Origin of the sequence: Lacibacter sediminis (genome assembly GCF_014168535.1) — a bacterium.
GTDB lineage: Bacteria > Bacteroidota > Bacteroidia > Chitinophagales > Chitinophagaceae > Lacibacter > Lacibacter sediminis.
In genome coordinates, this window is the sequence record NZ_CP060007.1 from 2,778,355 (window position 1) to 2,802,217 (window position 23,863).

The 23,863-nt window shown below is 40.7% G+C and carries 27 protein-coding genes; 11 read left to right on the plus strand and 16 right to left on the minus strand.

Annotated elements, in window-relative coordinates:
* The first annotated feature begins 80 nt into the window (after positions 1-80).
* The 4 genes from H4075_RS11700 to H4075_RS11715 all read left to right on the plus strand — a co-directional run bounded on the left by H4075_RS11700 (position 81) and on the right by H4075_RS11715 (position 3,318).
* Complete coding sequence (locus H4075_RS11700) at positions 81-1,415, plus strand: alpha-L-fucosidase (protein ID WP_182801029.1); 1,335 nt, start codon at positions 81-83, stop codon at positions 1,413-1,415.
* Positions 1,416-1,558: 143 nt separating this feature from the next.
* Positions 1,559-2,176: a M23 family metallopeptidase gene (locus tag H4075_RS11705; protein WP_182801030.1), complete on the plus strand. Its 618-nt coding sequence runs from the start codon at positions 1,559-1,561 to the stop codon at positions 2,174-2,176.
* On the plus strand, positions 2,176-2,817 hold the full coding sequence (locus H4075_RS11710) for a TrmH family RNA methyltransferase (RefSeq protein ID WP_255460177.1): 642 nt from the start codon (positions 2,176-2,178) through the stop codon (positions 2,815-2,817). Before H4075_RS11705 ends, H4075_RS11710 begins: the two co-directional genes overlap by 1 nt.
* A gap of 9 nt (positions 2,818-2,826) precedes the next feature.
* The gene (locus tag H4075_RS11715; RefSeq protein ID WP_182801031.1) at positions 2,827-3,318 is read left to right on the plus strand and encodes a TlpA disulfide reductase family protein; all 492 of its coding nucleotides are present in this window, start codon (positions 2,827-2,829) and stop codon (positions 3,316-3,318) included.
* 51 nt (positions 3,319-3,369) lie between these two features.
* Here the strand turns inward: H4075_RS11715 and H4075_RS11720 are convergent, their stop codons facing one another.
* The 8 genes from H4075_RS11720 to miaB all read right to left on the minus strand — a co-directional run bounded on the left by H4075_RS11720 (position 3,370) and on the right by miaB (position 10,821).
* Positions 3,370-3,972, minus strand: coding sequence for a redoxin family protein (locus H4075_RS11720; protein WP_182801032.1), 603 nt, complete (start codon positions 3,970-3,972; stop codon positions 3,370-3,372).
* A gap of 20 nt (positions 3,973-3,992) precedes the next feature.
* Positions 3,993-4,967: a YihY/virulence factor BrkB family protein gene (locus tag H4075_RS11725; protein ID WP_182801033.1), complete on the minus strand. Its 975-nt coding sequence runs from the start codon at positions 4,965-4,967 to the stop codon at positions 3,993-3,995.
* A gap of 27 nt (positions 4,968-4,994) precedes the next feature.
* Entirely contained in the window at positions 4,995-6,017 is a 1,023-nt protein-coding gene (gene mltG, locus H4075_RS11730) for an endolytic transglycosylase MltG (RefSeq protein ID WP_182801034.1), read from the minus strand.
* 207 nt (positions 6,018-6,224) lie between these two features.
* Positions 6,225-6,563 carry a preprotein translocase subunit SecG gene (gene secG, locus H4075_RS11735; protein ID WP_182801035.1) on the minus strand — a complete coding sequence of 113 codons (339 nt, stop codon included), beginning with the start codon at positions 6,561-6,563 and terminating at the stop codon, positions 6,225-6,227.
* A 3-nt stretch (positions 6,564-6,566) separates the two neighbouring features.
* Positions 6,567-7,556 (minus strand): hypothetical protein, encoded by a 990-nt coding sequence (locus H4075_RS11740; protein WP_182801036.1) that lies wholly within the window; start codon positions 7,554-7,556, stop codon positions 6,567-6,569.
* 22 nt (positions 7,557-7,578) lie between these two features.
* Positions 7,579-8,160: an LptE family protein gene (locus tag H4075_RS11745; RefSeq protein WP_182801037.1), complete on the minus strand. Its 582-nt coding sequence runs from the start codon at positions 8,158-8,160 to the stop codon at positions 7,579-7,581.
* Entirely contained in the window at positions 8,141-9,391 is a 1,251-nt protein-coding gene (locus H4075_RS11750) for a sigma-54 interaction domain-containing protein (protein WP_182801038.1), read from the minus strand. The genes H4075_RS11745 and H4075_RS11750 overlap by 20 nt, the downstream gene beginning before the upstream one ends.
* A gap of 2 nt (positions 9,392-9,393) precedes the next feature.
* A complete protein-coding gene (gene miaB / locus H4075_RS11755; RefSeq protein ID WP_182801039.1) occupies positions 9,394-10,821 on the minus strand; it encodes a tRNA (N6-isopentenyl adenosine(37)-C2)-methylthiotransferase MiaB in 1,428 nt (475 codons plus the stop codon).
* Positions 10,822-10,960: 139 nt separating this feature from the next.
* Between miaB and H4075_RS11760 the strand changes: the two genes are divergently transcribed.
* On the plus strand, positions 10,961-13,393 hold the full coding sequence (locus H4075_RS11760; protein WP_182801040.1) for an outer membrane beta-barrel family protein: 2,433 nt from the start codon (positions 10,961-10,963) through the stop codon (positions 13,391-13,393).
* On the opposite strand, the gene H4075_RS11765 is transcribed toward H4075_RS11760, so the two are convergent.
* From H4075_RS11765 to H4075_RS11785, 5 genes are all read right to left on the minus strand, one after another.
* Positions 13,394-14,485 (minus strand): lipase family protein, encoded by a 1,092-nt coding sequence (locus H4075_RS11765; RefSeq protein WP_182801041.1) that lies wholly within the window; start codon positions 14,483-14,485, stop codon positions 13,394-13,396.
* A 28-nt stretch (positions 14,486-14,513) separates the two neighbouring features.
* Positions 14,514-15,209, minus strand: coding sequence for a hypothetical protein (locus H4075_RS11770; RefSeq protein WP_182801042.1), 696 nt, complete (start codon positions 15,207-15,209; stop codon positions 14,514-14,516).
* Positions 15,210-15,231: 22 nt separating this feature from the next.
* Positions 15,232-16,068, minus strand: coding sequence for an META domain-containing protein (locus H4075_RS21620; RefSeq protein WP_220494744.1), 837 nt, complete (start codon positions 16,066-16,068; stop codon positions 15,232-15,234).
* Between the two features lie 63 nt (positions 16,069-16,131).
* A complete protein-coding gene (locus H4075_RS11780; RefSeq protein ID WP_182801043.1) occupies positions 16,132-16,617 on the minus strand; it encodes a hypothetical protein in 486 nt (161 codons plus the stop codon).
* Positions 16,618-16,745: 128 nt separating this feature from the next.
* Entirely contained in the window at positions 16,746-16,901 is a 156-nt protein-coding gene (locus H4075_RS11785) for a hypothetical protein (RefSeq protein WP_182801044.1), read from the minus strand.
* A 121-nt stretch (positions 16,902-17,022) separates the two neighbouring features.
* On the opposite strand from H4075_RS11785, the gene H4075_RS11790 reads away from it, so the two are divergent.
* Together H4075_RS11790 and H4075_RS11795 are read left to right on the plus strand one after the other, a co-directional pair.
* Positions 17,023-17,421: an acyl-CoA thioesterase gene (locus H4075_RS11790; RefSeq protein WP_255460178.1), complete on the plus strand. Its 399-nt coding sequence runs from the start codon at positions 17,023-17,025 to the stop codon at positions 17,419-17,421.
* A gap of 40 nt (positions 17,422-17,461) precedes the next feature.
* Positions 17,462-18,364: a phospholipase A gene (locus tag H4075_RS11795; protein ID WP_182801045.1), complete on the plus strand. Its 903-nt coding sequence runs from the start codon at positions 17,462-17,464 to the stop codon at positions 18,362-18,364.
* Positions 18,365-18,430: 66 nt separating this feature from the next.
* On the opposite strand, the gene H4075_RS11800 is transcribed toward H4075_RS11795, so the two are convergent.
* The 3 genes from H4075_RS11800 to H4075_RS11810 form a co-directional block, all read right to left on the minus strand.
* Positions 18,431-18,697 carry a hypothetical protein gene (locus H4075_RS11800; protein ID WP_182801046.1) on the minus strand — a complete coding sequence of 89 codons (267 nt, stop codon included), beginning with the start codon at positions 18,695-18,697 and terminating at the stop codon, positions 18,431-18,433.
* Between the two features lie 201 nt (positions 18,698-18,898).
* Positions 18,899-19,345, minus strand: coding sequence for an energy transducer TonB (locus H4075_RS11805; RefSeq protein WP_182801047.1), 447 nt, complete (start codon positions 19,343-19,345; stop codon positions 18,899-18,901).
* A gap of 116 nt (positions 19,346-19,461) precedes the next feature.
* A complete protein-coding gene (locus tag H4075_RS11810; RefSeq protein WP_182801048.1) occupies positions 19,462-19,644 on the minus strand; it encodes a hypothetical protein in 183 nt (60 codons plus the stop codon).
* Positions 19,645-19,896: 252 nt separating this feature from the next.
* Between H4075_RS11810 and H4075_RS11815 the strand changes: the two genes are divergently transcribed.
* The 4 genes from H4075_RS11815 to H4075_RS11830 all read left to right on the plus strand — a co-directional run bounded on the left by H4075_RS11815 (position 19,897) and on the right by H4075_RS11830 (position 23,863).
* Complete coding sequence (locus tag H4075_RS11815) at positions 19,897-21,789, plus strand: DNA topoisomerase IV subunit B (protein WP_182801049.1); 1,893 nt, start codon at positions 19,897-19,899, stop codon at positions 21,787-21,789.
* Between the two features lie 13 nt (positions 21,790-21,802).
* On the plus strand, positions 21,803-22,591 hold the full coding sequence (locus H4075_RS11820) for a class I SAM-dependent methyltransferase (protein WP_182801050.1): 789 nt from the start codon (positions 21,803-21,805) through the stop codon (positions 22,589-22,591).
* A 5-nt stretch (positions 22,592-22,596) separates the two neighbouring features.
* Positions 22,597-23,442, plus strand: a complete 846-nt coding sequence (locus tag H4075_RS11825) for a DUF1835 domain-containing protein (protein WP_182801051.1) — start codon at positions 22,597-22,599, stop codon at positions 23,440-23,442.
* A gap of 67 nt (positions 23,443-23,509) precedes the next feature.
* Positions 23,510-23,863 (plus strand): DUF4260 domain-containing protein, encoded by a 354-nt coding sequence (locus tag H4075_RS11830; RefSeq protein WP_182801052.1) that lies wholly within the window; start codon positions 23,510-23,512, stop codon positions 23,861-23,863.

Consider the following 23,863-nt stretch of genomic DNA (forward strand, 5'->3'; position numbering starts at 1 on the left):
CCCTCGTCGGACGGACAACTCGTTATTTTCATGATTACATAATTGCTGTTTGTAATCATTTAACCATAAACAATAAAAAAATGAAACTGTTTCGATTGCTGTTTACAGGCTATGCATTGCTGAGCATAGCAACTGGTTCCCTTGCACAAACGTACACGCCCACTGCAGCAAATCTTGCGGCAAGGGAAGAATTTCAAAATGATAAGTTTGGGATGTTCATTCACTGGGGTGCATCTAGTGTACTTGGTCATGGTGAGTGGGTGATGAACAACCGCAACATCCACGTGAAGGAATACCAACGTCTCATCAATATTTTCAATCCGCAGAATTTTGATGCGGCGAAATGGGTGGCCACTGCAAAAGCTGCGGGTATGAAGTACATCACGTTCATCACAAGACATCACGATGGTTTCAGTAACTGGGATACAAAGCAAAGTGACTGGAAGATCACAAAAACGCCTTATGAAAAAGATGCGTTGAAACAGTTGGCTGATGAGTGTCATAAACAAGGCATCAAATTGTATTGCTACTATTCATTGCTTGATTGGTACCGCAGCGACTATCAATACGAGACAGGTAAAACTGGAAAGGGCACAGGCCGCAAACAAAAAAGTGATTGGGAAAGTTATATACGTTTCATGAAAGCACAGTTGACCGAACTGCTTACGAACTATGGTGAAATTTCCGGCATCTGGTTCGATGGACATTGGGATCAACTGGATAATGATGTGGACAAAACACTTAAATCAAAAGTGAACTGGCATTACGATGAAATTTATGAACTCATTCATCGTCTGCAGCCCCAATGTCTCATCAGCAACAATCATCATCTGTTACCAATTCCCGGTGAAGATTTCCAGGCATTTGAAAAGGATCTGCCTGGCCATAATACAACAGGTTTCGGCGGACAATCTGTTTCTCAACTTCCTTTGGAAACATGTGAAACCATGAACGACAGTTGGGGTTTCAACATCACCGATCGTAATTACAAAACATCAAAGAACCTCATTCAATACATGGTGAAAGCGTCGTGTTACAATGCCAACTTTTTATTAAATGTTGGGCCAATGCCCGATGGAACAATTCAACAGGAATTTACTGATACATTGGCGTTAATGGGTAAATGGCTGCAGCAATATGGCGCAACTGTTTATGGTACAAGAGGAGCAATCACCACACCGAAAAACTGGGGCGGCTTTACACAAAAAGACAAAACCGTGTATATGCACATTTTGCAAAAGCAGGAAAGCGATTATATTTTCATTCCTGAGTTAAAGCAAAAAATCAAAAAGGCAAGTACACTTGATGGAAAAACAGTCATCAAATTCAAACAACAACCCGAAGGAACGTTTATCTATTTGAACGGCATCATTTGGGATAACATTGATACCATTTTAGAGTTGCAGTTGCAATAACTGTTGAAGTAACAGCAATGATATAATTGAAAAGCATGTGCAAGGATTTTGTGAAAAACAAACTTTACACATGTTTTTCTTTTACCCACTGTTATGATAAAAGACGTTTCTAAACATACAATCTCTTCTTACTTTTGTACTATATGTACAAACCAACCTTGTACCTTATAGCAACTATTGCACTCATCTTTCTCATCAGCAGTTGTGCAGTTAACAAGCAACCGGAAGCTGTTCGTTTCCGTGCATTGCAAAAAGGACGGATTGCCGATGACAGCAGCTATGTTTATTCTTTGCCTTATGAAACCGGCAAAAAGCATTTGATCGTACAAGGTTATTTCAGCAGGTTCACACACCGCAACAGAGCAGCCATTGATTTCAAGATGAAACGGGGCACACCCATTTACGCAGCAAGAGGTGGAGTGGTCACAAGAGTAAAAGAGGATGGTGATAAGGGAGGGCTCGACAGAAATCTACGTCAATACGGAAACTCAATCATCATCAATCACAATGATAATACACGTGCCGGTTACTGGCATCTGCAATACAATGGTGTTGTGGTAAACGTTGGTGATACGGTTAAGCAAGGACAACTGATCGGCTATAGCGGCAAGACGGGCTACAGTGCCTTTCCTCATCTGCACTTTATTGTATGGCGATCAGAAGCCGGCGGCTGGCGACAGATCGGCACCCGTTTTCAAACAAAAAAAGGCGTAAAATACCTACGGCCATACAGAAGCTACAGGCGACCAAACGAACAGTAATGATTTCCCTTAATTTCGCTGCTATGACTCCCGAACGAAGAGAACGATTACTATCGGTGTTAAATAAACGACAGCCCGATCTTACAGTTGTACTGGAAAATGTGTTTGATCCGCATAATATTTCTGCTGTAATGCGCACATGTGATGCTGTAGGCATCCAGGAAATCTATGTGTTGACGAATAAGATTCCACGTCATAAAAAATGGGGTGCAAGAAGCTCCTCCAGTGCAGCCAAGTGGTTAACAGTTCATCAATTTGAAAGCGCCGAAGAATGTTTTGCTGCGTTGCGAAAGAAATACAAAAAGATCTATACCACACATCTCAGCAGCGATGCCGTGAGCTTGCATGATATTGATTTTACAGAAAGTGTTGCATTGGTCTTTGGTAACGAACATGCAGGCGTAAGCGATGAGATCATTGCGATGGCTGATGGTAATTTTATTATTCCGCAGATGGGTATTATTCAATCGCTCAATATTTCTGTTGCATGTGCTGTGAGTATCTACGAAGCTATGCGCCAAAAGAAAAATGCAGGTCATTACGATAAGCAACGTCTTGATGACAGCACATTTAACACATTATTGGATGAATGGGGATTTCGGGCTGATGATCTGGACGCCATTAAACAGGAAGAGCAGTAACTTTAGAATATGAAGCAACTCCTTTTCATATCCGTTCTTATTCTAACGATTACCAGCGTTGATGCACAACCCATCAAACGTTGGAAGATGGATGACCTGTTGCAATATGCAGATACAAACGATTCTGTATTGGTCATAAATTTCTGGGCAACCTTCTGCGGCCCATGCATTGCTGAACTTCCATACTTTCACAGCATCACTAATAAATACAAAAAGCAAAATGTAAAACTGTTATTGGTGAGTCTTGATTTTAAAGAATATTATCCGAAGCGTATTCGTGACTTTGCCAACAAACGAAAATACACAGCAGAGATCGTTTGGCTGGATGAAGAAAAGCCCGATGATTTTTGTCCACGCATAGATAAAAACTGGACAGGTTCGATGCCTGCTACTTTATTTATTAATAAGAAAACAGGTTACCGCAAATTTGTAGAAGCCGAAATGAAACCGGAAGACTTAGAAAAAGAAATAAAACTATTATTAGGACAAATTGATCCATAGAAATAAACCCCGCTCATGGCGGGGTTTATTTTATTCCAACAGAATTGTTGTTTATGATTTACGCTTAATACCGCAGCCCATTGCTTTTGATGTTTTCATACTCACATCTTTACCACCCACCATTTCATCAATTGCTACTTTTAAATGATCACGTGTGCTTGCTGATGGCGTTTTCGGATTATCCGTGATTGCACCATGATAAACGAGTTTCATATCCTTATCAAACAGATAACACTCGGGTGTAACACGTGCACCAAAAGCATCGGCCATGGCGCTGTTATCGTCCATTACATAAGGATATTTATAACCCTGCGATGCTGCATATTCTTTCATACGTGCAGGTGAATCATCACCAGCACGTGAAGTTTCATTTGAATTTAAAACGATGACACCAACTTCTTTGCCAAGCGCATAAGCATATCCTTCAGCCGCCACTTGTTGATTTTTCACCACCCACGGACAGGTATTGCAGCTAAACACAACCAGCAATCCATTCTTCTTCTTTACATCAGCGAAAGAATATTCCTTACCAGAAATATCTTTCATCTTTTTTGTTGCGTTGGGAATGGCGGCGCCAATGGTCAACTCATCGGGTAATGCCGTAAAGGCAACAAGTGCAACAACCACTGTAACTGATAAGAGGATCTTTTTCATAATAAAGTGTTTGTTTAAAGTTACGAAGGTTCTTTTTTGTTTTCAGCACCACTCATCTCTTCATTGAGCCTTTTATCGCTCTGACGCTTGAGCAGCTTGATGCTGAGATTCAATTCAAAACCAATTAACAATACCAATGAAATAAAGTTTACAAAGATCATCAGGATCAGGATGGTACCGATAGAGCCATAGATGGTATAGGCTGCGAAATTGTTGATCCAGTAAGAGAACATGAAAGTGAACAGGATAATGAGGGCACTCGCTACAATAGAACCCGGCGAGATCAGCTTCCATTTCTTTTCAACCGATGGTGCATGTTTGTAAATAAATGCAATGGAATAGAAAAACAACCCAACGATCACTACCCAACGTACAATAATGATGAGCCATTTGATGAACACACTATCGATCTTTAACAACAGCAGCAACCAGTTGAACAATGCACCTTGTGTGATGAGCAATAAAATACTGGCAATGAAAATAAGTATGATCACAAACGTTAAACGGATGGCTTTCCAACGATAAGCAAAGAATGCTTTGCTTTCTTTTTCATGGATCGATTGATTAAAGCTATGAATGATCCCCAACACTGCATTCGACGAAAAGTAAAGGGAGGTAATAAAACCAATCGAAAGCAAACTGTTCTTGGGACGTTTAAAAAAATCGTCAAGGAAGTTTTCCACTGCATCACGTGTTGCGGCATTGGGTGTTATTTCACGTACAAATGAATTCACCTCATTGTAAAACTGATCGGCAATAGGGAACAGCGGCACCAATGAAAATAAAAAGATACAGGCTGGTGGCAAAGCCATGATAAAGTTGAACGAAATGGCTGCGGCACGTTGATTTAAACTGCCTTTCTTGATCTGCTGAACAAAGAAACGGCTTACCTCATACAGTGAAATACCTTCGAACCCGAAAGGCCGAAAGCGTTTGCTGAAACGGATGATCGTCCGTATTACAGGTAAGCGGTAAATGAATTCTTCAATCCTCATGAAGCCCTAAAATACTTTATTTCCTGATTACCTGATATTTAAACTATCGAGCCACTGCTGGTAGGCTTTTGCATTTTTGAAATGATCTGTCTCGTTTGATGCAAAAGCATGGTAGCCGTTACCGTTAGGTTTTGCGCAGAAGAACAGGTAGTCGGTTGAAGCTGCATTCAATACTGCGTCGATCGTTGTTTCAGACGGGGTGCAGATAGGACCGGGGGGTAATCCTTTGTTGCGATAAGTATTGTATGGCGACGAAGCGGTTGAATTGATATGACCAAACAATAACCGTTTGATCGTGAAATCGCCGATAGCAAATTTCACGGTGGGATCAGCACCGAGGTTCATATTTTTTTTCAAGCGGTTGAGATAAACGCTGGCGATGGTTGGTTTCTCATCGTTACGAAGTGTTTCTTCTTCAACAATGGATGCCATGGTATGCACTTGCTCCGGAGTTAAGCCAAGTGCTGCCGCTTTTTGTTTCCGTTCCGCAGTCCAGAATTTGGTACGTTGCTCATGTAGCTTTCGAAAAATGCGTTGCGGACCGGAATTCCAAAGAAGGGAATAGCTATTTGGAAATACTGAGGTCATCACGGTATTTGTATCAAGACCAAATTTCTGTAATGAATCATTGTTGATGAGATAGGCGAACATGGTTGCAGAATCAGTTTCGAACTTGCGGCCGATGAGTGCAGCCAGATCTTTTCTTGTTCTCAGTTTAGTAATCACAAGATTGACCGGTGTTTGAGAACCGTTCCGCAACTTACGTGCAAGTGTAAGCAAGCTGCTCCCTTTTTCAATTTCGTATTTACCGGGGCGGAGACGTTTCCATACATCTAAACGTGCTGCAACCATTTCAAACAAACCGGGATTCTTTAAAAAACCTGAATCTTTCAACGACTGCATTACCGCTTTTTGATTGGCATTGCCGGTATAGATGTAGAGATATTTTTTTGATTCGTTGAACGCAGTAGCACTGCCCAAAAATTTCCAGGCAAAAAACAAAGCAACAAGACATAAGAGAAGAAAACTGTAGCCGATAACTTTTTTCATTTGAGAGGTATGGTTTGTTCAAAGAATTGGTTTTAGTGAAATTATTGTGCCAACAAAGGTCAATAAGATTACAAATGATGCAGTGTGCCCTTCTACTTCACTCAGGATAAACTTGCCAATGCAGTTGATCATTGCACAACACCCGGATTCAAAATAAAACAAAAACCCCGACGCAATGGTCGGGGTTTCAGAAAATATTTTAACTGATTACTTTGCAGGAGCAGGAGCTGGCACTTGCTGCGGCGCATTTTGTGCAGGAGCAGTTTGTACAGGCTGATTGGTTGCTTTTTCCAGGTTACCTGAACCGGTAGAACCGGTGGTATCTGAAATAAACAGTGAAGACACCAGGCAAAGAATACCAATGATGGCTGCAAACAACCAGGTACCTTTTTCCAGCACATCTGTTGTTTGTTTAACACCCATAAACTGGTTGCTGAAACCGGCAACAGAGCCACTTAAACCGCCACCTTTGGGGTTTTGAACCAACACTACAAATCCTAATAATGCACTGGCCAAAACTACCAGTATGATAAATAACCAAATCATTGTTTATTGTTTTAATTCGTCAATTCGGGAGGCAAAATAAACGCTTTTTTCGGGATGCAGCAAACTTAATTTGCGGTACAAATCAATGGCTTGCGCCTTTTTACCCTGTTTCACCAGCACTTCGGCCATGGTTTCGGTAACCACTTCGGTTTGCTGATTGCTTTCTTTTGCTATAGAAACCACTTCTTTTTCTTCTGTTACGTCTAATTCTTTTTTCTCTTCCACGTAGATCTTTTTCATGGAACGGAGCCACTGCGTAAAACTTTTTACCTGTTTACCCAGTTGATCGTTCTCAAGTTTCTCTTCCCGTAGTTTAATTCCCTGGGAAGCAAAATAATCAACGGTATGAAAAGGCTCAAACGTAAACACGGGCTTTTCTCCAACCGGCCCAGGCTTTTGTGCATTCATTAATTCTTCTTTTGCAAAATCTGAACCAATTGTTGCCTCGGCTGCCAGTTCTGCATCAGCATTCGTCATGAAATCAGCCACTTCACGTTGAGCATCTGCTTCAATCATTGCTTCGGCCTGTTCTTCTATGTCGAGCTCCTTTATAAATTGATCTGCTTCTTTATCGGCCTCAGCCTGCAACACATACTCCGCATCAAGTACAGCGTCTGTAACTACGTTTACATCTTTCACATCACAGATGTCTTCTGCTTCAACCATAGCTTCGGCATCTAATGATGCATCTGTTTCATCAATTTCGATCAATGCGTCCGCTTCCGATGTGACTACAACAGGTGTTGATTCCGTTGCAATAAATTTATTGAGTTGAGCGCCCGACCACAAAGGCTGGTTGAAATAGACCATTGCTTTCTGCAGCTGTTTATCAGCATTAAGTGATCCTGTTTGTTTTTGCTTTGCAGCAAGGAGCAGTTGTGCGGTTCCAAACCATGGGTATTGATAAGCCATCATTTCCAGATCGGCCACAGTTGTTTCTTTCAGCAAACCTGGTTGCTGCAGCAATCGATTCAAAACATCTGCATTTATCATTGGGGCAAGGTAATAGAAAAAATTACCAGTTGGAGAAAATGCGGTTAAAAATTTCGTCGGTCATGTTCTGTACAATCAGATCAGTTAATTCTGCTTCCGCGGCGGATAGTGATTTTGATGCAGAGAAATCGAAGTTGCGTGTAAGATCAGCTTCAAAATTTTTCTTATCATCCAGCCTGTTTTTAAACACGAGATGAACAGTTACATTCAACCGGTTTGATGCAGCCTGTTGATTGGATATACCGGAAGTAGTTACATAATAATCGGTGATCTGTCCGCTGATATCATAATGTGCATCATCGCTGTTTGTTTGAGACAAACGTGTTTGATTCACAATTTTCTGACGAAGCTTATCTGTTAAACGCTGACTTAAATTCGGATTTACAATTCTTGCCCTGTTCTCGATGTAATTCACTTTTACCGTTTTTACTTCGGGTGGAATAGAAACATCTTTGAAGGAATAGCAGGAGGAAAGAAGATACGATGTAAGAAGTACGATGTACGAAATCGTTGCCAACTTATAAAGCTTTACAAGTTGCGGGGTGCCGTACTTTGTACTTTGTACTTTGTACTTTGGATTTTTATCAGAGTTCTTCAATATCATACTCCTTCAGTTTTCTGTAAAGTGTTCTTTCACTGATGCCGAGATCAAGTGCTGCATCACGACGTTTGCTTTTATGTTTCTTCAGTGCCTTAATGATCAACTCTTTTTCCTTGTCCATGATATTGAGACTTTCTTCCACCTCTACATGATCATGAATATCACCATTGCCACCAATAATCACCGGTTGAGTGGGAGCATTGTTGTTCATGATGGGTTGCGATGTTTCCAATGATTTATGATCATTCATCATTGTATCATTAAAAAAATTGCCCGGCATTTGCACCGATCCTCCGCCATGCTGCAACACTTCAAGGAACATTTTCTTCAATTCAGTTACATCACGCTTCATATCAAAAAACAACTTGTACAGAATTTCACGTTCATTGGCAAACTCAGTACCACTACCTGCTGCTGCCGGTTGATGCGCCAAAACAGGTAAGCGGTTAAAACTCCGTTCAGGTAAGAAAGGTGTAAGATCTTTTGCCGTTACAATTTTATTAGTTGAAAGAACGGAAATCTGTTCTGCAATATTCTTCAATTCCCGCACATTACCGGGGAATGGATAACTGATTAACAGATTTTTCGCATCATCTTCCAACTGCACAGGTGTTGTTTTGTAACGCTCAGCAAAATCAACGGAGAATTTGCGGAAGAGGAGAGGAATGTCTTCTTTACGGTCACGCAATGACGGCACCCGAATAGGAACAGTATTTAAACGGTAATAAAGATCTTCCCTGAACTTGTTGTTTTGTGTAAACTCAAATAACTCTTTGTTGGTAGCAGCAATTACACGCACATCTGTTTTCTGTACTTTGGAAGAACCAACACGAATAAATTCACCTGCTTCCAACACACGCAGCAAACGTGCCTGTGTGCCCAATGGCATTTCACCAATCTCATCTAAGAAAATTGTACCGCCATTCACTGTTTCGAAATAACCCTTCCTTGCATCAACAGCACCGGTGAACGATCCTTTTTCATGACCGAATAGTTCTGAATCGATCGTTCCTTCAGGAATAGCACCACAGTTCACCGCAATAAACGGATTGTGTTTACGGGTTGATAAGGAATGAATGATCTGCGAAAACACTTCTTTACCAACACCACTTTCACCATTAATGAGTACCGTTAAATCTGTACCGGAAACCTGCACCGCCACATTCAATGCATGATTGAGTGAAGGTGAATTACCTATAATACCAAACCTGTTTTTTATACTTTGTAGATCCATTGTTATTGATTTGAAATTGTACCAAGCAATGTGCCTTTTGTACAATCATGCACCTTTACCATTACGTAATCGCCTTTCTTTAAATCATAATTTTCTTTCGGGAATACGATCACTTTGTTTTGTGAACTGCGTCCCATCCAACTGCTTTCATCTTTCTTACTGTTACCTTCAATCAGCACTTTATATGTTTGACCAACATCTCTTTTGTTACTATCGAGCGATAAAAAATATTGTTTATCTACTATTTCCTGCAAACGTCTTCTTTTCACATCTTCAGGAATATCATCTTTGTATCGTTTGGCTGCAAGCGTACCCGGGCGCTCACTATAAAAATACATATACCCATAATCGTATTGGCTGTACTCCATAATGCTCAACGTATCCTGGTGTTCTTCTTCTGTTTCGGAACAGAAACCTGTGATGATATCAGAACTCAACCCACAGTCAGGAATAATTTCCCTGATGCGGTCCACTTTCTTCATATACCATTCACGTGTGTATGTTCTGTTCATCAATTGTAAGATGCGTGTGTTGCCACTTTGCACAGGAAGATGTATATAGTTGCAGAGATTTTCATATTTAGCTATTGTATGCAGCACCTCATCTGTAATATCTTTCGGGTGTGATGTTGAGAAACGCACACGCAACAGCGGCGACACCAATGCCACTCTTTCCATAAGCATGGCGAATGAAACCGTCTCATTACTTTTTTCATCCACAAAATAATAGCTGTCCACATTCTGGCCGAGCAATGTTACTTCTCTGAAACCACGGTCAAATAAGTCTTGTGCTTCTGCTACAATTGATTTTGCATCACGACTGCGCTCACGGCCACGTGTAAAAGGAACCACGCAAAAACTGCACATGTTATTACAGCCACGCATGATGGAGATGAATGCACTCACGCCATTACTTTCCAAACGAACGGGCGAAATATCCGCATAGGTTTCATCACGGCTCAGTAACACATTCACTGCTTTCTGCCCCCCTTCAGCTTCTTCAATTAAACCGGGCAGAGTGCGGTAGGCATCAGGCCCCACCACCATATCGACCAGTTTTTCTTCTTCCAGTAAGTTTGATTTCAAACGCTCCGCCATACAGCCCAACACACCCACCAGCAAACCTGGTTTGCGCATTTTAGCTTTTCTAAATTCTGTTAAACGCTTGCGGATGGTTTGTTCTGCTTTCTCACGAATAGAACAGGTATTGAGCAGAACCAGGTCGGCTTCTTCCGTATCACGTGTAGCGCCGTAACCTGCACCGTTTAAAATACTGGCCACAATTTCACTATCACTGAAATTCATTGCGCAGCCATAACTTTCGATATAAAACTTCTTTTTGTAGTGATTGGGATCGTTCGCAAAGGGGGCATAAGCTTCCCCTTGTCTGTTTTCATCGTGAACTTTGGTATCAGTCATCAAATCCATCATAGTCTTTCGCAAATTGAGCAGGCAAAGTTAGTGAAACAATTCTATTTCGTGACAGATTGACAGCGATTGAGACCGCTGGTGGAAATAGCCTATTATCGTCTAAGCTTTGAAACTAACTTTAACCCTTAAATTGAACTATTTGCATCCCAGATCGATTCTTCTTTTCCTGATTATCAGCGTTTTTAGTTTCTTCAATCTTTCAGCACAACAAGCTAAAAAAGACAGGGTGATCATTGGAACGGTGATCGACACGAGCAACCAGAAAGCCGTGATGGGTGCAACAGTGGCGGCAATTTCCCTTTCAGATACCACAAAGCAATCCTTCTTTTTAACCGACAAGAACGGAGGCTTCAATTTCTCCAACCTGTCGCTGGGTTATTACCGTGTTCGGATCAGCGCGGTTGGTTATCGTCCCCTCATTATCGACAGTATTCATTTGCGCAACGACCGGGCGGATTTCAATTTGAATGATATTCCGCTAAACAACCAATCGGTTGAACTGGCCGAAGTGATTATTTTTGTGGAGAAGCCCCTGATCGAATCAAAAGATGGAAACATCACATTCAATGTTGGCGAAAGTGCATTGAGCAATGGCAGCACTGCAACCGAACTGTTGAAACAAACACCACTGGTGACAACAGATGCCGATGGAAAAATAGCAGTACGTGGAAAAGAACCAAAAATATTGATCGATGATAAACCTGTTGAATTAAATGCCCAACAATTGCAGGACCTACTTGAAAGTATGCCGGGCAGTATGATCGAAAAGATTGAAGTACTCACCAATCCGCCGCCACAGTATGCAAATGAGCAAGGCGGCGTCATTAATATCGTTACAAAAAAGGGGAGAGTTGGTTTTGGTGCAAGAGTAAATCTGTATGCAGGGTCACGTGGACAAACAGGCGTCAGCACCAACTTCAATTACAGAAAGCAGGGTTTTGCTGTTAATCTGAATGCAGGAGTGGGGTACAACGAATTTCAATCAGAAGGTTATAGCAACCGCACCAATATTTATAAAGATTCAAGTAACCAGTTAAAGATCATCAACAATTCATTCAATAAAAGTATTCGCCCCAGTTTTCGATTGAATGTTGATTATGAACTCAACAAACGCAACAGTTTCAATTTTGTGGCGCAGTACAACCAAGGCAATACAAATAACAGCGGCTTTAACCGTTATACGAACATCAATCGTTTCGATGAAATATCAAGGTTGAGTGAACGAACTGTTGCATCAGAAGGTCGAAACTATAATCCATCCATCAACCTGAGTTATCAGCATAAAACCAAACGCCCCGGCGAATCTGTAAGAATGGTATATGCATTGAACTTTGGGCAATCGGAAAGTGTACGCAACTTCTTCCAGCAGTTTTTAAATGCTGATGATACGCCAACAGGAGTAGACAGTACACAACGCCAAACAAATAATACACGATCAAACGGCTACAGCATCAATATTATCTACGACCGGCCTTCAGCCAATAAGAAAACAAGTTTATCAACCGGTGTTGCTTACTATCGTAATAACAGTCATGTTGTGCTTACAACCGATTTCATGAAAAAGCCGGAGAATATTTTTCAGAAAGCCGAACTGTTGAGTAACAACTTTAAGTTTCATCAGGATGTGATCAGCACACGTGTTTCAATGAAACATATTTTTAAGCCGGGATTTTCTTTCACAGCAGGTTCTGCATTTGAACAAACGAATTTTCTGTTTGAACTATTCAGGGATAATAAGACGGAATACAATCGCTACTTCAATATACTTCCATTTGCTAATCTTAACCGCAGCTGGAAGAATGGAATGAATCTGACGTTCGCTTATCGTCGCACCATGCGCAGGCCGGGTATTGGCGAATTAAATCCTGCTATCGATTACGGCGATCCATACAATCTGCGTTATGGCAATCCTGATCTCTTGCCTTCGCAATCACATACATTCGATATGGTGGCAGGTAAAACAAAAAGTAAATACTTCGCTAATGTGAGTGTGGGTTACAATTTAGTGGAAGATGTATTCAGCCAGATTCGAACATTGGCACCAGATGGAAAAACAACCGTTACATGGAATAACGTAAGCAACCGCCAGGAGTATGAAGCAAGTACATGGGCAGGACTTACCATCAGTCGTAAATTAAGAAGTAATATCAGCGCAAGCTATACGTACAACAAGTATGGAACATTCGATAAACAGGTACGCAAATTTCGTGATGGAGGCTCATTTACTTCCAACTTCAGTACCAATTATAATCCAACAGATCTGTGGACGTTTACCGGTGCATTTTCATTTAACCGCTTTGCAAATCCGCAAGGGACAGTTCGCAGCAATATCTCCATGAACATTGGTGCGCAATACAAACTGTTTAAAAAGAAAGTGATCATCAGCATTAATACAACCGATCCGTTCATTCAGCAACAGAACAGGGTGTTTACTTACGGACCCAACTTCAATTTAGAAAGTTATAACCGTACACAAACAAGAAACTATCGTGTTACACTCAGCTATAACTTTAATAAAACATCCACTGTTAAACGTAAAACAGTGGATGTGCTGAAGAGTATAAAAAAATAATTACTTTAACTTTTCTGCGAGATACATGTATTGCGGATGCAAATGATGCGGAAACATATTATCTGCCGATTGGCTTTCAGGATATAGTTTAAAATAATCAACATCGGGTAACAATACGATCATGTTTCCTGTGCGTACATAATGATTACTGGCGTAATAAGCAGGAGGAACAAAGCCCGGCAATGTTTTCTGCACCGTCTTCGAAGTCATTGAGCCAAGATATTTCTGATATCTTTTTTGTGCTTTGCTTGGCGGCTTACTCAACTGGTTATACATGTACTTCAACGCAAGACTCGTTGGGAACTTTTGCTTTTTAATGATCCCTTTTGCATGTATAAACGGGTTAGATAAATTAAAATCGGATAATGTTTGAATTGAAATGGGTACTTCAGGAACCCAATCAGCAGCGTTCACCACATTGTAAGACCAGCCGTTCTGTGTCATAGCTTCATATTCATGAGCGAAATAAAGATTGCCTGGTTTGGGTCCTGCACTGCAATAGGTCTTAAATCGAATATCAGCAGGCAGCTTACCTGTTTTTTGCAGGTTATACAAATAAGCAGTAACAAGGTAAGCAATACCACCGCCCTGGCTATGCCCCACAACGATCATGTTTTTTGTTCCGCTTTTGTAGGTTGAATCAATTTTCGGCATCATATCTCTTGTAATAAAAGCGGTGCTTACTAACCAGCCAACATGCACAGCAGCTTTTGGGTTAGATGCAAGTTCATATTCAAATACATCATTGGTTGATAACTGCAGTTGGCCTTTTGCAGGAACCATGGCTGCATAAAAATTAGCCAGCCAACTCGTTGCATTGGTTGTTGTACCACGTATGCTGAGCACAGCTGTTCCCTTACCATCGTTCCACAGATCCCATAAATTCTCCAAACCAATAACCGGTGATTGGTACAACATTTTAAACCGTTGCGGTTCAGCAATTTTTTTATAATAATTCTCTTCAGCAGATGTGCGTGCCGATACTTTCATGAGCTCAATATATTCTGCTTTATCAAAACCGGGAGCCAACTGTGCTTCAGCGTTATGAAAGCACAACATAATTACAGTCAACAAAAGGAATTGCTTTAACATAAGTAGTTTTTTGGTAATGATGATTTGATTATTGTTGCAAGCCTAACAAGAATGTAGCATACAAACCGCCGGGATTGATATTCGGTCCGCCGGTTAATGCATTGTTGTTTGATTTCCATTTGCTGTTACCTAACGGTATATAATAACCGGCACGGAATCCAATTACAATTTTCTCCAGCAAACGCTGATCGCCAACACCAACTTTGCTTACGTGTAAACCCACATGCCCCATAAACTGATTAGAAGAAACATGGTATTGGTTAGCAGTTCCGCCAAAATAGGAACCGAGGGAAGTATTGCTTACATCATCACCTGAAACACGTGCACCGAAAAAGGAATACACCAGACCGGCGTAAGGAATTACCTGCATCTTTTCATTACGTGTTGCTACAAAACCCAGCGATGTGCCTACTTGTGTAGAACGCAACCAGTTGCTTTGATCACCATCTTTTTTATTGCCGCTGAAAGTTGCAAAATTAAACAGTGAAGCAAGTCGTGCTTTTGGAAAGATGGTATAAAAACCGCCACCACGTGTAAAATAAAAATCACGGAACTGTGGCAATCCTTCGGCTGCAAGAATTTTATTGAACTCGCTCAATTGTGGCGAATTAAATCCCGCAATTGAATGGATCACAAGTTTTTTTTCATTTGATTGTGCAATCATGCTTTCTGAAAACAAAAACAGGCAAGCAATTAGAGAGGCAGTTAGCTTTTTCAGGTTCATATTGTTTGGTTTGGTGAATTGACTACTTGCGGACGAAGCGCATTACTGCCACATCATCGATCAGAAAATTGAGCGTATTGTCATCGCTTAATGCATACTTGTTCACTTTCTGCAACATAGACGTAAATGTTTTTTCACCATTGCCGGGACAGGCCATCATGGTAGAAATACCCGGTTCAAACTTGATACTGTTTCCATTCATCGTGTACTTGCTGCTGAAACCATTACAGCTTGTATTTCCACTGATCATTGATTGACCTAATTCAAAACGAATGAAAGGTTTTTTCTCAGGATACAAACCATCAAATGCAATACGGATACCGGAGATATAATTCAGTTCCCAGTTACCATCAAGTTTACTTGTTGTTGCTTCAACGGCAGTAAATTTTGCTACTTCCGTTTGACCATTGAAAAATTTCAGCACATTATTTTCAATCTGCCACCTGTTTGTTTGTGAAATAGCAGGCAAAAACAGACTTTCTGTTTTATCATCATTCAGGCAGGCCATTTTTGTTACTGCCAATGGTGAAAATTTGATCTCGTAATTTCCATTGATCGTGAATGTTCCGGATAAACGGTTGCAACCGGTGAAACCTGCAACAGTATTCACCTGGCCGGGAGAAAAGACCAGGTGTGCAGATCTTCCTGATTCTGAACGAACAGGCTTCCCATTAACTTCGGAAAGATACCAGCGATACATATACAGCAACTCGCTGCCACTGGTTACGGTTGGTGCATTATTCACAACAGGATTTGTTTCAGTTGTTGGTGCTGTAGTTGATGTTGGTTTACTGCTCTTGCAGGAAAATGCCTGCAGCAGTAACATAGAGATTGAAAGAACAAAAAAAGTCTGTTTCATAACATAAGTTTTTGTGCAGATGATGAAAGAGATATCATTACATAAAGTAAGAAGGAGTGGAATCTAGTTTTTGCAATTTGTTAGGATTAGTTTCAGGCCATTATAGCTGGGTATTACACCTGATTTGAATTGCATTTTACCATCTTTCTCTTCCATAGCCGCATAACCTTCAGTAAGTGAACTGTCTTTCTTCAGAAAAGTAAGTTCACGAACAGATTGTTTTCCTTCAGACATGAATGTATAATCAGCAAGAACAGTATCGTTATGCAGCACACCTTTTATGGTTCCCTTGTTGCGGTCTTTGCCTGCAAGCTGGTAAAGCAGATCACCACTAACCATATCATCAGGGCCAACAACCAATTCTAACATAACAGTATCCCGATTGTTGATAAACTCATAACAAAAATGAGCAGGGTCGTCGGCAGAAGTGGGTGGAACAGCTATAGTGTCTGTTTTGGTGTCTGCTTTTTCGGTTTCGTTATTACAGGAAAAAACAAAAAGACTTAGAAGAATTGGTAGTGCCTTTATAAGCTGCTGTGCTTGTCTCATTAGAAGTGTTTATGTTAACCTAGTAAATATTATAAATATTCCTGATAATTGTTTATCCTTTATTGAAAACATGAAATAAAAACTACAACAAACAACAATCCCGCTTCTTAAAAGCGGGATTGTAATACTCAGGAAAACCAACAGGAATGTTTACATTCTCTTTTCTTTTCAGTTTTTTGTTCTGTTTGTTTTTCTGATTTCATTCCAGTTCTGCGGTTGATGTTGGCAATGGCAACCAATGCTACAAATGCCAGCAGCAACGTAATGATAAATACTCTTTTCATAACCGGAGATTTAGTTACTATAAGTTACAAAACATCTTTAAAGAGTGAAACGAATTTTTGCTGAACGGAAATGAAAGGATGTGGAGCGGGGATTGTAATTTAGGCACATCAATTTAAACACATGTCTGAAACAAATATGAACTTTCACACCCGTAAATGGGTGAAACCCGAAGACCTGAATCCCAACAGCACCTTATTTGGCGGGCGTTTGCTGCAATGGATCGATGAAGAAGCAGCACTCTATGCGGTTATTCAACTGGAGAATCCACATGTGGTCACCAAGTTTATTTCTGAGATCAACTTTATTTCTGCACCACGGCAAGGCGATATTATTGAGATCGGCATATTAGCCACCCACTTTGGCAACACATCACTTACCATGCGTTGCGAAGTGAGAAACAAACTTACCCGTGAACCTATTCTACGAATTGACAAGATCGTTTTTGTAAATGTCAGTCCGGAAGGTAATCCAACACCGCATGGGAAAACTGAGATCACGTTTGTGAAAGACAGATTATAACCATTTTGCTTTCGTGCCAACACTCTATAACTAAACTGCTATGATTAAAACATCTATTGCTTTACTTACAGGCATACTTTACCTGCAAAATACTATTGCCCAGAAGGTTTACGATACTAACGAACCTACTTCAGCAAGAAGCATAAGCCACAGGTGGGAACTTGATTCATCAACCAAACGAAAAACATTCACCATTACTTCTTACCGCCCTGTTTATATTACCGGAGGACGATGGAGCAGCAACCCCAACGAACGCCCATTTAGTGAAACACCCGGTTACACCTTACCGTTCAGAGTTGACTACAATAATTATGAAGCTAAATTTCAACTCAGTTTTAAAACAAAACTCGCTCAAGGCATTTTTGGTAAAACAGGTGACCTGTGGATCGCTTATACACAGAAATCGCATTGGCAGGTGTACAATTCAAAACTGTCAAGATCATTTCGTGAAACAAATTACGAGCCGGAAGTGATGCTGAACTTTGCTACTAATTTCAATTTATTGGGATTAAAAACAAGAATGCTTGGCGTCGTATTTAATCACCAAAGCAATGGACGCACCTTACCACTTTCACGCAGTTGGAACAGGGTGATCTTTGTTGCGGGTCTTGAAAAGAAAAACTTCATTATTTACCTGCGGCCGTGGATACGTATTCCGGATGAAGATGATGAGAACCCGGAAATAGTAAATTATATCGGACGTTACGAAATGAACATGATTTATAATTGGAAGAAATTGCAACTGGCATTAACCAACAGTCATCCATTAACATTTAAATCAAGTAACATTGGCAGGGGACGACTGCAATTTGATGCAGTGTATTCCTTGCTCTGGAATATGAAAGGACATTTTCAATACTCTGTTGGCTATGGCGAAACCATGATCGATTACAACCACAACCAAACCACACTTGGTTTAGGAATTTCATTGATCGAATGGTAAAGAAAGTAAAATGGGCAATAAGCAACACGCAATTGTTCTCCCTATTGCCAATTGCCTGATGCTTATTTATTCCTCGTCATCTTCTTCATAATAAGCATCCTGACTGTAGTATAATTTTTCCCAGGCGGTAACAGCTTTATCATCGAGACATTCAACGATATCGTGAATAGGCGCATCTTTTTTCTTCCACACAATTTCTTCGCCTTCGCTGTAAGTGGAAATGCAAAGTGCATGATCGCTCTTGAAATGCACCTTGATCAACTGCAGGGCATTTTCTTCTTTTTCCTGGACGAGGTAATTGCAACCGGCTTCCAACAAATCATACGTGTACATACTTCACAAATTTTAAATCTTCAACAATACTGTTCTGGCGAATTTTAATGGGCAGTTGGAGTTGGGAATCGGGGGTTGTAGTACCAGGTTAGTGTTGAAACAAATGTAGCATCATTTCCGTGAATTGAGATAGCCCAACATCACCCGAAAAGGCTCTTTTTACAAAAAATTAATACGTTTATTGAAAATCAATGGGTTGGATTAGTCCAGCTCAACCACTGAGACCTTCTTGCCCTCAAAGTTCACCTGGAGGATCTTAATGGACCGGACAGGCTGACCGTTTTGGATGGCTGGCTCCCAGTCATATTGGTTCATCCAGATCCTGAGCTGTTGAAAGTCGGGCCTTACATTGCTGTTGGGGCGTGCCTCGTAAGTGCAGGGTTTCCCGGTTTTATCGATAAGTATGCTGATGGTGATCTTTCCGCCTGCCTTCTTTTGGGTGTATTGGTCGAAGAATTTTTCGATATGTGATTCGAGGCTCGGCTTTTTTGTTTTCCACTTAGCCGTTTGCTGCACACGCACATAAATATCATCAAATGGATTTGCGCCGAATTGTAAACAACTGTCGAGTTTATAAACTTCCTGTTGTTGCTGAGCGTTGGCACTAATGGCCACGATGAAAAGGATAGAGGATAAGTATGTTTTCATTTGGTAAATATAGAAAATAGCCTCGAGTGTGACTTGTTAGCTATGGGTAAAACATAACAAGACAGGTAGCTGAACGTCTGTTTTCAGCTTCTAAACATGATTTGAATCTGTAAAAATTATTCTTCGTGCTTGCGGTTAAGCACCCAAATAAGATAAGCGCCTAAAAAGAGGAATATACCAAGACCACCAAAGATGAGTGCGGTGAGCACTTTCTGTGCACCGGATGATAATACCATTGACAATGCAATTACCAGGTAAACGATATAGATGGTAAGGAGGGTATAAATCTTTTTGTCCATGCTTGTGATTTTAGTGATGCGAAATTGAGAAATAATCAGTTACAGGCCAAAAATTATTCACAGGGTTGTGAACAAATAAGGGAATGGCAGGGGAGGTGTGTTTTGTTATATTTGCCCGTTCCGGTGAAGAAGTACGATTGGCCGACTTTAGCTCACGGTTGAACTGAAGTACAAGAGTGCGACGCCCATGCAGCTGATTGAAAGACTGCTGCCGGTAACCAAAAACGAGAACTACAAATTATAAACTGATCAATGGCCGAAGAAAAAAAGAACCTGTTCGATTACGATGAGAGCTCGATTAAAACCCTCGACTGGCAGGAGCATATCCGTCTCCGTCCGGGAATGTACATTGGTAAACTGGGCGATGGCAGCAGTGCCGACGATGGTATTTACGTGTTGTTAAAAGAGGTGTTGGATAACTGTATTGATGAACACACCATGGGCTACGGTAAAGCGGTGGATGTAACCATTGAAAAAGGCGTAGTGACCATTCGTGACTATGGCCGTGGTATTCCGCTGGGTAAAGTGGTGGATGTGGTGAGCAAGATCAACACCGGTGCCAAGTACGACAGCAAAGTGTTTCAGAAATCTGTTGGTTTGAATGGTGTGGGTACAAAAGCTGTAAACGCATTGAGCCAGTATTTTAAAGTAACTGCGTTTCGTGAAGGCAAACAAAAAACTGCTGAATTTGAAAAAGGTATTTTAACCAAAGAACATAAAGAAGAGAAAACAACGGAAGGTAACGGTACCGAAGTAACGTTTATTCCCGATAACAGTGTTTTTAAAAACTATCACTACATACACGAGTATCTTGACAACCAATTCTGGAACTATTGTTATTTGAATGCGGGATTGGTGATCAACTTCAATGGCAAAAAGTATGTATCGAAGAATGGATTGCTCGATCTGTTGCAACGTAAAACGAATGAAGATGAACTGCGTTATCCCATCATTCATCTGAAAGGTGAGGATATTGAGGTTGCTATTACACACGAGAATCAATACGGCGAAGAATATTACTCATTTGTAAACGGACAGTTTACCACGCAAGGCGGTACACATCTTGCAGCTTTCCGTGAAGGTTATGTAAAAACCATCCGTGATTTTTATAAGAAAGATTATGATGCAGCCGATATACGTGGAAGTATTTGTGCTGCTGTGAGTGTTCGTGTACAGGAACCGGTATTCGAAAGTCAGACAAAAACAAAACTCGGTTCCAGCGTGGTGTATGAAGGCGGCCCAACGATGAAGAATTTCGTGGGCGATTTTCTTGCACGTGATCTTGATCTTTACCTGCACAAAAATCCGTCGGTTGCTGAAGCGTTGAAAAAACGTATTGAGCAAAACGAGAAAGAACGTAAAGAACTGGCCGGTATTAAAAAGCTCGCCAATGAACGTGCCAAGAAAGCCAATCTTCACAATAAGAAATTAAGAGACTGTCGTTTTCATTACAACGATGAAGCAACAGGCAAGGACAAGGATAAAATTATTGAGAAGCAAAAGGAAACAACCATCTTTATTACCGAGGGTGATAGTGCGAGCGGAAGTATAACCAAGAGCCGCAATGTGGAAACACAAGCCGTGTTTAGCTTGCGTGGTAAACCGCTCAACTGTTATGGGCTAACGAAGAAAGTGGTGTATGAGAATGAAGAATTCAATCTCCTGCAACATGCTTTGAACATCGAAGATAATTATGAAGACCTGCGTTACAACAACATCGTCATTGCAACCGATGCCGATGTGGATGGTATGCATATTCGTTTATTGCTGATGACATTCTTCCTGCAGTTTTTCCCCGACCTGGTGAAGAACGGGCATGTGTTTATTTTAGAAACACCGTTGTTCCGTGTACGTAATAAACAGGAAACGATTTATTGTTACGATGAAGGGGAGAAGCAGGCAGCTGTAAAAAAACTCGGAAATAAACCGGAGATCACACGCTTTAAAGGTTTGGGTGAGATCAGTCCGGAAGAGTTTGGCCGTTTCATTGGTGCAGAAATGCGCAAGCAACCGGTGATGTTGTTACCTGAAACACATATACAACAGGTGTTAGAATATTATATGGGTAAGAATACGCCGGACAGACAGGAGTTCATTATCGATAACCTGAAAGTAGAATTAGATAAAGTAGAAGAAACTGTATAATTCCCTTTAACTAATGTTTGAATTTCACGCCGACAGGAAACGTTACTTCGATATACAGATACAAAATACTGAACGGTATGTGTTGCCCTTTATTGAGAAAGCATTCACTGTAAAGCCGGGTATGCGTGTGTTGGAAATTGGTTGTGGTGAAGGCGGTGTATTGAAAGCGTTTATTGATAAAGGATGCACAGGCGTTGGTATTGAACTTGATGAAAGCCGGTTAGTGAATGCAAGAGAATGGATGAAGGAAGAACTGCAGCAAGGCAAAGTCACCTTTCATTCAAAAGATATTTACAAAGCAACCGAAGCCGATTTTGGTGGTGCGTTTGATGTGATTGTGTTGAAGGATGTTATTGAGCATATTCATGATCAGCCAAAATTGATAGAATGGATGAAAAGTTTTTTGACAACAAATGGTGTGATCTTCTTTGGCTTTCCTCCCTGGTATATGCCGTTTGGCGGTCATCAGCAGATCAACAAAGGTAAATGGTTAAGTAAGTTGCCTTATTATCATTTGTTGCCAACGCCCATTTACAAATGGCTATTGAAATCGAATGGTGAGAACTGGGAAGAAATGCTGGAGATAAAAGAAACAGGAATTTCAATTGAGCGGTTTGAGCGCATTTGTAACGAGAAAGGATACAATGTCATCAACCATACTCATTTTTTAATTAACCCGATCTATGAATACAAGTTTGGCTGGAAACCGAAAGAACAGTTTGGATTGGTGAAAGCCATTCCGTTTGTTCGTAATTTCTTCACCACTTGTGTTTATTATTTGATACAGGCAAAACAGAATTAGATTTTATGATACATATTGTTTTCAATGAAGCTGATATTGATGTATTGCAAAAGGCAATAGAACTGGATGAAACATTGCAGGGCGAAGTGCTGCAGGTGGAAGATGATTATGCGGTTGGTCCACTGAAGGATATTTATACCGAAGAAGGTATTGCTGCCCGTCGTGCCTGGTGGAAAGAAGTATTGACCGGCACCGAACTTGAAAAGAAAATAGATGAAGGTGATGTAGATGACAATAAACTTGTTGCCTTTATCATTGAGCGTTTGCAAATTAACGAAGACGAGAAAGTGTGGATCTGGGCAGCACAAAACAAACATGATGTGAGCGGTTACTATTGGCTCATCAGTCAGTTGAAAGATTTCCAGGGCCGCATTTATATTTTGTACCTGAATAACCTGCCGTTCATTAACGAGAAAGGACAGTTGTTTTATCCTGAATGGATCAGCACTATTCAGCCAAAAGAGATGACAAAAGCAAAGAAACTTGCACGTTTGGTTACAGCAAGTGAGTTTGAAGTTGATCCGGATGAATGGACAAAACTCTGCAATGAAGAAAAAGGTGTCCGTTTACTGGAAGGTGGAAAGAAACTGGGACAGAAGGATTATGATTTTTATGATGCAGACCTTAAGAATTTTATTTCGGGTGATTGGCAGAAAGCAAGTAAGATCATTCACCAGTTCCTGAGCAAGAATAAACAGACAACCGGCGATATGTATTTGCTGTGGCGTTTAAAACAATTGGTTGCAACTGACATGTATGATGTGCAGGGTGAATTGAAGAACATGAAAGATTTTGAGCTGAAGAAAAAATCGGGGCAGTTGTTTGAAGCGACACAACCGTCTGAACAGTGATTTAAAGAGAACAAAAGGAATCAGAAGATGTGTTGGAATATTATGATAGAAACTAACATCTGATAAGATGAAAGCAATACTGAAACTGGAAGAATTCGCAATGTTTCTTGCATGTTTATACACGTTATACCTGTTTGATGCAGCGTGGTGGGTGTACCCGGTTTTGTTGCTTGGTCCGGATATCAGTATGCTTGGCTATTTAGCTGGTGATAAAGTTGGTGCCTGGAGTTATAACATCTTTCATCATAAAGGGATTGCAGTGCTGTTATTGATCACCGGGGTGTATGCAAATATTGATGAATTGTTTTTTACAGGTGTTATTTTGTTAGGACATGCATCAATGGATCGTGTTGCTGGTTATGGTCTGAAATATGAAAATGGATTTAAGTATACGCATTTAGGAGAAATAGGAAAGAAATAA